Annotated in this window: 12 protein-coding genes and 2 pseudogenes; 4 read left to right on the forward strand and 10 right to left on the reverse strand. The window is 35.6% G+C overall.

Features of this window, described 5'->3' with window-relative positions:
• Positions 1-194: 194 nt before the first annotated feature.
• On the reverse strand, positions 195-647 hold the full coding sequence (locus tag ACFFHF_RS02220; protein ID WP_144521919.1) for a hypothetical protein: 453 nt from the start codon (positions 645-647) through the stop codon (positions 195-197).
• A gap of 361 nt (positions 648-1,008) precedes the next feature.
• On the opposite strand from ACFFHF_RS02220, the gene ACFFHF_RS02225 reads away from it, so the two are divergent.
• Both ACFFHF_RS02225 and ACFFHF_RS02230 read left to right on the forward strand, forming a co-directional pair.
• The gene (locus ACFFHF_RS02225; RefSeq protein WP_017697717.1) at positions 1,009-1,311 is read left to right on the forward strand and encodes an N-acetylmuramoyl-L-alanine amidase family protein; all 303 of its coding nucleotides are present in this window, start codon (positions 1,009-1,011) and stop codon (positions 1,309-1,311) included.
• The gene (locus ACFFHF_RS02230; RefSeq protein ID WP_377057526.1) at positions 1,265-1,507 is read left to right on the forward strand and encodes a spore germination protein; all 243 of its coding nucleotides are present in this window, start codon (positions 1,265-1,267) and stop codon (positions 1,505-1,507) included. Before ACFFHF_RS02225 ends, ACFFHF_RS02230 begins: the two co-directional genes overlap by 47 nt.
• Positions 1,508-2,103: 596 nt before the next feature.
• On the opposite strand, the gene ACFFHF_RS02235 is transcribed toward ACFFHF_RS02230, so the two are convergent.
• The 8 genes and pseudogenes from ACFFHF_RS02235 to ACFFHF_RS02265 form a co-directional block, all read right to left on the reverse strand.
• A complete protein-coding gene (locus ACFFHF_RS02235) occupies positions 2,104-2,391 on the reverse strand; it encodes a DUF421 domain-containing protein (protein ID WP_299095162.1) in 288 nt (95 codons plus the stop codon).
• Positions 2,392-2,511: 120 nt separating this feature from the next.
• A pseudogene (locus tag ACFFHF_RS24760) lies at positions 2,512-2,808 on the reverse strand (phospholipase D-like domain-containing protein); the annotation flags it as partial.
• Positions 2,766-3,065, reverse strand: coding sequence for a PLD nuclease N-terminal domain-containing protein (locus ACFFHF_RS24765; RefSeq protein ID WP_411233864.1), 300 nt, complete (start codon positions 3,063-3,065; stop codon positions 2,766-2,768). The pseudogene ACFFHF_RS24760 and the gene ACFFHF_RS24765, both read right to left, overlap by 43 nt.
• 139 nt (positions 3,066-3,204) lie before the next feature.
• Positions 3,205-4,254, reverse strand: coding sequence for a S8 family peptidase (locus ACFFHF_RS02245; RefSeq protein ID WP_377057527.1), 1,050 nt, complete (start codon positions 4,252-4,254; stop codon positions 3,205-3,207).
• A gap of 35 nt (positions 4,255-4,289) precedes the next feature.
• Positions 4,290-4,616 (reverse strand): hypothetical protein, encoded by a 327-nt coding sequence (locus ACFFHF_RS02250; protein ID WP_377057528.1) that lies wholly within the window; start codon positions 4,614-4,616, stop codon positions 4,290-4,292.
• Between the two features lie 152 nt (positions 4,617-4,768).
• Positions 4,769-5,074 carry a hypothetical protein gene (locus tag ACFFHF_RS02255; protein ID WP_377057529.1) on the reverse strand — a complete coding sequence of 102 codons (306 nt, stop codon included), beginning with the start codon at positions 5,072-5,074 and terminating at the stop codon, positions 4,769-4,771.
• Positions 5,075-5,142: 68 nt separating this feature from the next.
• On the reverse strand, positions 5,143-5,490 hold the full coding sequence (locus ACFFHF_RS02260; RefSeq protein ID WP_328823061.1) for a spore coat protein: 348 nt from the start codon (positions 5,488-5,490) through the stop codon (positions 5,143-5,145).
• A 13-nt stretch (positions 5,491-5,503) separates the two neighbouring features.
• Entirely contained in the window at positions 5,504-5,785 is a 282-nt protein-coding gene (locus ACFFHF_RS02265; protein ID WP_377057530.1) for a hypothetical protein, read from the reverse strand.
• A gap of 662 nt (positions 5,786-6,447) precedes the next feature.
• On the opposite strand from ACFFHF_RS02265, the gene ACFFHF_RS02270 reads away from it, so the two are divergent.
• Together ACFFHF_RS02270 and ACFFHF_RS02275 are read left to right on the forward strand one after the other, a co-directional pair.
• Positions 6,448-6,654 carry a DUF1657 domain-containing protein gene (locus ACFFHF_RS02270; RefSeq protein WP_145582939.1) on the forward strand — a complete coding sequence of 69 codons (207 nt, stop codon included), beginning with the start codon at positions 6,448-6,450 and terminating at the stop codon, positions 6,652-6,654.
• A gap of 623 nt (positions 6,655-7,277) precedes the next feature.
• Positions 7,278-7,402, forward strand: a pseudogene (locus ACFFHF_RS02275) (tyrosine-type recombinase/integrase); the annotation flags it as partial.
• 233 nt (positions 7,403-7,635) lie between these two features.
• Here the strand turns inward: ACFFHF_RS02275 and ACFFHF_RS02280 are convergent.
• On the reverse strand, positions 7,636-7,833 hold a 198-nt coding region (locus ACFFHF_RS02280; protein WP_377057531.1), incomplete at its 5' end, for a hypothetical protein.

Raw genomic sequence — 7,833 nt, forward strand, 5'->3', positions numbered from 1 at the left:
AAGCAGGCTATTTCTATAAGGAAGTATCAATATTTGTTTATCTAACTAGGCACGATCATCAAAGGGTTCCGAGTACATTTTAACGGAGATATACGCTAAACTCAGATTTAAAGCAAGGCTGTATTTTTCGAGAACACTTTTAAAAAACAACCTTAGTCACAAAGGAAGGTTGTTTTTATAAAGTCATGGTCTAATTAAAACAATTGCTGTCCCAAGAGCATACTTGAGACTGAAAAGGCACCAGCAGGTGGTAAAACATTAGTATATATGGGAGGTCCCAAACGGGTTGTAAAGGTTGTAGCAATCCAATTTCCGTATTCACCAGCCAGCAAAGAGGGAGGTTTCATTATAAACCGTCCACTTAAAATGAAATGCCGAATGCTTATAGCGGTCTCATCAAATATTGTCAAGTTGCCAAAAAAGGAGGCATATGGTGAATCGAAACTTATTTGTTTAGCGCTTTCGTCCCAATACCCATTAATCGGAATAGGTATACCACGAAAATTAACTGTACCTACTACTTTGTTGTCTACAATGGAATCAATGGTAAGTATACCTCTAATAATGGATCTCCCCGCAATAGAAGCATCAATCCCCCATACGGATGGAAAGGGGATACTAACTTTGGCTGTCTTTGGAATTTTCAAAATTAACCTCTCCTTGATTATTTTGTGTATGGATTGAGTTGTATTTAATCATAATCCTGTAGTAATGATACAGTATATGCACAGAGAATCACTTAGGTGTTTTGTTAAGAAAGAAGCATCAATAATCAATCAGCCTACTGTCTAGATGAACAAGAGTTTGCCTGACCCACGAAAAATATGGAACATTAATTGCTGCTCATACATATGGTCTCGCATTTGGAAAATTTCTTAGCTTTAAAATAAATCATCTGATTCAATGAAATGTAATGCCTATCATCACCTATTTTTATATGTATCTCAGACGAATTCCTATACCTCCGTTACTCTTCGATCATATTTTATTTGTACGAGGTGGTGTAAAATGTTTAAATTATATTTAGATCCTGGTCACGGGAGAATGGACCCAGGAGCTATTGGCAATGGGATGCAGGAAAAAGAAATTACCTTAAATATTTCCCATAGCATCCGAAATCTCTTGGAAAACCATTATGAAGGCCTGCAAATTAAAATGAGTAGAACAGCAGATATTACGCGCAGCTTGAAAGAACGTACAGATGATGCGAATGCTTTCGGTACGGGGGCCAAAGGATGGATTTGTGGAAGAAGTGGGAGTCAATGTGGCGTTAATTCGGAAACGAATCAAATCAACCAGCATGGTTTATGAAACGAAAAAAGTAGGCGTTCGTACGAAAACAACCGTTGCAATTCTTTACATGCGTGACATTGTTGATCCTAAGATTGTTCAAGATGTAAAGAATAAATTAGATGATCTTCACATTGACGGAGCGTTTAGCGCCACTCAGCTAGAAGAATTAATGGAAAGCCTTATAATCAAAACGGTTGCTATATTTCATTGCTAAAAACTTTTATTGATTCCAAATTCTCTTTAAATCCAATGGAACGAATACCTTATTCCCATGTATCTCCCTATGTATGATAGGATTTGAAAAGCATTGATCTGGTAAGAAAGCTTAGTTTTTATTCGCTCTCTGTAATATACCAAGAATGTTGCGACATAAAGCTTAGAATTGTAATTTTTACGAACGTGTGCTTCAGTTATTTTTTTTTATGAGACTGGGCTTGTTTGTTTTGTTGTCTTACTTGTTGTTCATTATTTTTGCTTGTAAACTCATTTCCTTATTGATTTTGTGCTCCTTGCGTACTGCCTTGGGAAGCTTGGCTTCCATCTTGGGCTTATTGCGGTTCTTCTTGTTCGATTTGTTGAACGCGTGGTTCAACGCTGTGTAGAACGGATTGAGTGTGTAGCCTCTTGGTAAAGCTGCTTAGCTTGTTGATTGCAAATGTTTCGAAGCTAGCCCTGTCTTTACGTCATTTTTTACTGTTATAAATAACGCTGCCTTTAATTTTTACTTTATTAGAATGATGTATAAGAATATTTTTTATAACTTCCAATTTTATCCTGATTTTAAATGACCAAAAACCCACAGTTATGTAATTATATGCCCAATAAGAGAGAACGTGTCGATTTATTTTTTAGAGTCAAGAACTCTATCCCCAACATGAGAAGCGTCCACAATCCGATGGCATATAAAAAGTGAAAAATCCCTACCTTATTTTCATAAATGGTATTTCCTAAAAAATCTCCAAGCACTAATACAAAAACTAAGTGAAACGGGGTTAACTGAGAGATTGATGTTCTACCGGTTATGATAATGATAAAAAATAAGGTGACAAAACCTACTATGACTTTGATTGTCAGTAAACCCAAAAAAACTTCACCCAAAATTTATTCCTCCATTTTATATTTCACTCGATTTCAAAAATCCTCATGTTTTAAAATATTTATATTACAACATGTAAGCTAATTAAAATCAGAAAGATAAATAATACCGGTTTTTTCAACTTATAATAATGGAGAAAGCACGCGAGCACCCTGTTCAACAATGCGCTCGGTCAGGGATCGTTGCAACAAGTTTTCAATTCTTAATGGTACAGAATCAGTAAGATCCCTCTCGAACTGCTCTGTGAGTTCCCTTGCCACATCAGCACTGTACACGACTTGACACACCTCATAATTCAGGCGAAAACTTCTCATATCATAGTTTGCTGAGCCTACGGCAGCAATCTCCTCATCGATGGTCAACACCTTCGCATGTATCATTCCTTTGTCGTACTGGTAGATTTGAACTCCAGCTTGGACTTTGCCGACTCGAAGCCAAGCCCGCCTACAGTAAAATACCTTAAAGCATCGGCGATTATCGATGCTGAATCACTATATGTATCAGGTAACTTATCAGACTCATTATGAGAAGAGGTCAATCTTTTACGATGAATAAGCTTGGGATTTGATATGCTAAGATATAGTAAGAAACCAATGACAGGCAAAACAAGGACGATTACTATCCAATTCAAAGCTTTGGCTGGCCGACGAACTTCCCAAATTGCTATGAATAACATAAAGAAAGTATTTAACAGGTATAGATAAAAAATCCACTCCAACTAAAATTCCCTCCTTAGTTTTTCCATTATCATGTACAAACAATGTACATCATGTAGAAGTTTTATAACAACGAAAAGCAACGGTTTCAAAAAGGGATTATTGCCTTTTGCTTTGGGCATCTTCCAATCCATTCTTTACATTAATTAAGCCACTACCAAATTCGTGATCAGTTCCAGGGATTCCTAAATCATAAGTAGAATTCTTAATAATGTCTATTACTTCTTGGTTCGTTAAATTAGGGTTTACTGAAAGCAAGAGGCCAGCAAGTCCTGCCACATGAGGCGAAGCCATAGAAGTACCTGATAAAGCTGCATACTGCTGGTTAAAATAGGTGCTCGGAATTTGAACTCCGGGAGCTGCAACATCGATATAATCTCCATAATTTGAGAAAGGGGCACGTTGTCCGGTGTAACTTACGGCAGCGACACTGAGAACATTAGGAAAAGCAGCTGGATAGCTCGGCTGCATAGTATTTTCATTTCCTGCTGCAGCAATCAAGACAACATTCTTACTATATGCATAATCGATGGCCTCTTTTAAAAGGGAAGAATGCTGATAATTACCTAAACTCATATTAATGATATCGGCTCCATGATCCACTGCCCAAAAAATCCCTTTTGCTATATCAAAGGTTGTCCCATGCCCTTCGGCACCCATCGCTTTTATAGGCATTATTTTGTTATACCAGGTGACACCCGCAAGGCCTTCATGGTTGTTTGTTTCCGATGCAATGATTCCTGATACATGGGTGCCATGCCCGTTGTCATCATCAGGGAAATTATTATTCAACAGGACATTATAACCATTTGTTAATCGTCTTCTTAAATCAGGATGGTCCAGATCAACGCCAGTGTCTATTACAGCAATAATGATATGTTCATCGCCTTTGGTGATATCCCAGCCTGCTTCTGCTTGAATGGCCGATAAGTTCCATTGGTATTGTTCTCTATACAGCAAATCATTAGGAAGTCCAATTTGATTTTGCAGATAAAGATAATTGGGTTCAGCAAATTCAACCATAGCCTGACTGTTAAAATATTCAATAAGTTCCTTGGTCGAAAGTGTATTAGAACGAAAAACAATCGTAGAATTTTGCTTTTTAATGATCGTGCCATTGATCTCCTGTGTTCTCAAACCTTGATACATAAAGAACACCGTTTGAGAACAAACGGTGTATAAACTTATTCATCTTTATTATCTGCGTCATTTACATCTTTAGGATCTTCAATTGGTTCTTCTGTATTAGTGTTGTCATTATTTTCATCAATATTATCTGGATCTGTTGCGTCTTCAGTATCTTCAATTGATTCTTCTGTATCAGGGGTGACATTATTTTCATCAATAGTATCTGGATCTGTTGCGTCGTTAGGATCTTCAATTGGTTCCTCTGTCCCTGGAGTTACATCCTCAGGTGGTGGATTATTATCGTCATCTCCATTATTACACCCTAATAACAAGAAAATTGAAAGAAAAACTGTTGATAAAAGTTTCATCCACTTAAGATTCATCTTTACCGCCCTTTCGATTGTTGTAATTTCTAAATTATTTTCTCCGTTTATTCTTTATTTATTCAGATAGTCTAAAAAGAAATTTGATGAAATACAGCAATAAGCAATTATGTATAGACTTATGATAGATAATATTACAAAGTTTCCCTATTTTATCCGATTCTATTTTTTGCTTTCTGAATAACCTCTTCTACAAACTGATCTTTATTTTCTAATTCACCAAGTGTAATATCTCCATTAGCTAATTTTTCAGAGAGCACATTAATATCTTCCTGGACGGAAACAGGGATTTGATTTTCAGTCAACATTTTCTGAAGCTCATTTGCAATTTTAGTTTCTTGATTCATTTTTAACACAACCATTATTTTAGTATTTATATGGCAGGATTTGAGCAATTTAATACTTTGAACACGTTTGTAGGAAGGTTCTAAAGAAGAGAAAGGTTGGTTAACATCCAACCAACCTTTTGTCTTGCATAATTATTGTTGTGTGTACCCTGAGTTTGTTCTCCTTGAACACTTGTTCTTTATTGTATTAAATTGCCTCTATATGGATCTTGGCTTTGCATGTAGTTAGAAAATTGTTGAACCGATTGTTGAATAGTTTGTGGAGTTTCTTTTTCCAAAGCGTACCATCCGTTTTTAAACATTAAGTTATATAGATTCCGGTGACAGTCTTCAGTTTCTTGGGAAATAGACGCAATTGTACGATACAACGACCCATGGCTTGCTTCTTTTAATGCAGTCGAATATGAGGAAGATATATATTTTTCCGTAGTTAAGGCATCGTTTAGAAAATCTCTATCGTTCATTTGCGGCGTCTTGGGAACTGGTGTTTCAGGATTCTTAATTTTGTTTGGATTATTATTTTCCACTATCGTATCCTCCTTATTGATTCATATTTTGTGAAGGTTGAGTTACATACTGTTGCATCTGTTGAAGCAGCTGTTGATAGTGTCGGTCGTGCATTTGTCCAGCTTGTTCAAGTGCTGCTCTTACTTCTGGATTTTGACATTGTTGAGCGAAAAAATGCATTTTCTTCATCGCAAGTAGATTCCAGCTTAACATATCGTTTAAATAGAGATGATCCTTTGTTGACATTATTTCAGGCGGCTGCGTCATGAAAGTTTGTGCTTGTTGATTAACCATACCCGTCTGCGGTTGTTGCATGATGTTTCCTCCTTGTTAACAATGTTGTAATCACTTGGGTAGATTGCCACACAGCGGTCAAAAATATGCAGGTATTTTAGATTAGTTTTAAAGACCCCCACCTTTAGATAGCATTAAATACTCCCCACCTATACGCAGGTGGGGAGTATTTGTGGCTAAACTAAATATTAATTTATCCTATTCCAGATTCTGTCTAGGTCCAAGGCAACATATATTTTATCACCATTAATTTCCTTATGTATAATAGGATTGGAAAAATACTGATTTATATTTTTATTAAATTGCTTACACCTTGCTCGTGGTTTTGGTCCATATAAATCGTTTCAGGATAGTCCTTATACATACTCCGTCTACCTCTTTTTTAATTTTATGAAAAATACAAACTGCATCAATACTCCATTTCTAAATAAGCATACCAGTCTTGCTTCTCGAAAAGGAAAATCCCCCTCGAATTGTAAAACAATTGTACTTTAATCAGCTTTTACAAAAGTACAACCGTAAAATTTACCCTATTCTCTCTTCCTTGATTTTTTTTGCCAAGAGTATTTTTTCCGAAAATAATAAAAATATAATTCGAATTTTAAAAACTTTGTATGAATAAATATTTCTATCTTCAAACATTCTAAGAAAGGTTTCAAAAAAAATAATAGGAGGTGTTATTCATGACAGTCATAAATGACGTTAAAACAGCTTTAGCCGGATTAAAAAGCGCTCAAGCTAGCTTTGAAACATTTGCTCTTAGTACAGATAATGAACAAGCGAAGCAGCTTTACCAAGATGCTGCTAAACAAACCCAATCTGTTTTACAAAGCGTTGAACCACGCGTTCAACAAATCGAACAAGAAGAACCACAATACAAACAACAATAATTAAAAGACAAAAAAAGGTTGGTCGAGTAAACCAACCTTTTTACTCTCTCAATAATGGATGAAACACAGAGGTGATTATTCATGATATATAAAATAAAACAATTTAAAGATCGGTCTTTTAGTATTAACGGTTATCGGAATAGGATCAGGATGTAACGAAAGCCAGAATCAGTTGGGTGAAAATAATAACGATTTGAGTATTTCACAGGTACATACAAGCTTTCTTTTTCGATTCTTAACACGTTTTTTCATTGACATCAACAAACTTTATAAACACATATAAACACAATGAGACCCCTCACAACATCGTGGGTGGTTTTTTTGCCTTCATTTTTAATTCTCTTGGGTGTATTGTGTCAAAAAGGTGAAGGTTGGATTGGTAGGGGTGAATTAGCAAACAGCGAACCCGATGGATATACGCTTGTTTATATGGTCTCTCCAAATAACTTTACTGGTTAATAAATCCTACTGCCAATAGAAAAGAAAATTTGGACAGTTTTTAATTTAATATCAGTCACCATGAAGATTCCGAACTTATTGTCGTAACGGGATGACCCCCGGTTTGACAATATTAAAGAGTTCATTGGATACGCAAAGGAAACGAGTTAGCTGTGTAGTTTTATAAGGTAACAACTAACATACGAGATTGACTGCTTATTAAACGGCTATTTAAAAAGGTTTGAGAATTGTAGAAGCACTATCGCTCTTTATAGAGGACTTTATTTTTGATCATAAAAATGGACACCAATTCAGTTGAAATAGATAGAGGGGAGTTAATCATCTAGTTCTTGTTTGATGATTACCTTTATGAATTCTCAGATAAGCCTTTACAAATAGGATTTGTAAGGTACCCCGAATCAAGTGCAGCCGCCTCGACTTTCAGGTTAAATCTCTCTATTTGCCGATCAAGTCTAGAAAAGGATTAATATAGAGAGGGGATATCGTTTTAAGATTAGTCGCTAATATCAAATGTGTTAATGTTTAGTGAATGGTCGGTATCTCTAACAGAAGCGTAAAATATATCTTTAATTTGATGATATCCCTTTGCCTTTTGTGATAAGAGCCATAATTTAATATTTGATTAAAACACGATTTTAAAAACCTATCCAAAAAAGAAACTGGCTTACAGTGAATCTTTGGTGCAAAGTTTGCCAATTCCTTCTTTATCATACCTTCTAA

This window comes from Robertmurraya beringensis (assembly GCF_042433785.1).
GTDB classification, from domain to species: domain Bacteria; phylum Bacillota; class Bacilli; order Bacillales; family Cytobacillaceae; genus Robertmurraya_A; species Robertmurraya_A beringensis.

Bases quoted from the DNA above. Each gene is read 5' to 3' on its own strand.
- ACFFHF_RS02225 (WP_017697717.1), top strand. From the start codon at position 1,009: ATGTTTAAATTATATTTAGATCCTGGTCACGGGAGAATGGACCCAGGA.
- ACFFHF_RS24765 (WP_411233864.1), bottom strand. From the start codon at position 3,065: ATGTTATTCATAGCAATTTGGGAAGTTCGTCGGCCAGCCAAAGCTTTG.
- ACFFHF_RS02245 (WP_377057527.1), bottom strand. From the start codon at position 4,254: ATGTATCAAGGTTTGAGAACACAGGAGATCAATGGCACGATCATTAAA.
- ACFFHF_RS02250 (WP_377057528.1), bottom strand. From the start codon at position 4,616: ATGAATCTTAAGTGGATGAAACTTTTATCAACAGTTTTTCTTTCAATT.
- ACFFHF_RS02265 (WP_377057530.1), bottom strand. From the start codon at position 5,785: ATGCAACAACCGCAGACGGGTATGGTTAATCAACAAGCACAAACTTTC.
- ACFFHF_RS02270 (WP_145582939.1), top strand. From the start codon at position 6,448: ATGACAGTCATAAATGACGTTAAAACAGCTTTAGCCGGATTAAAAAGC.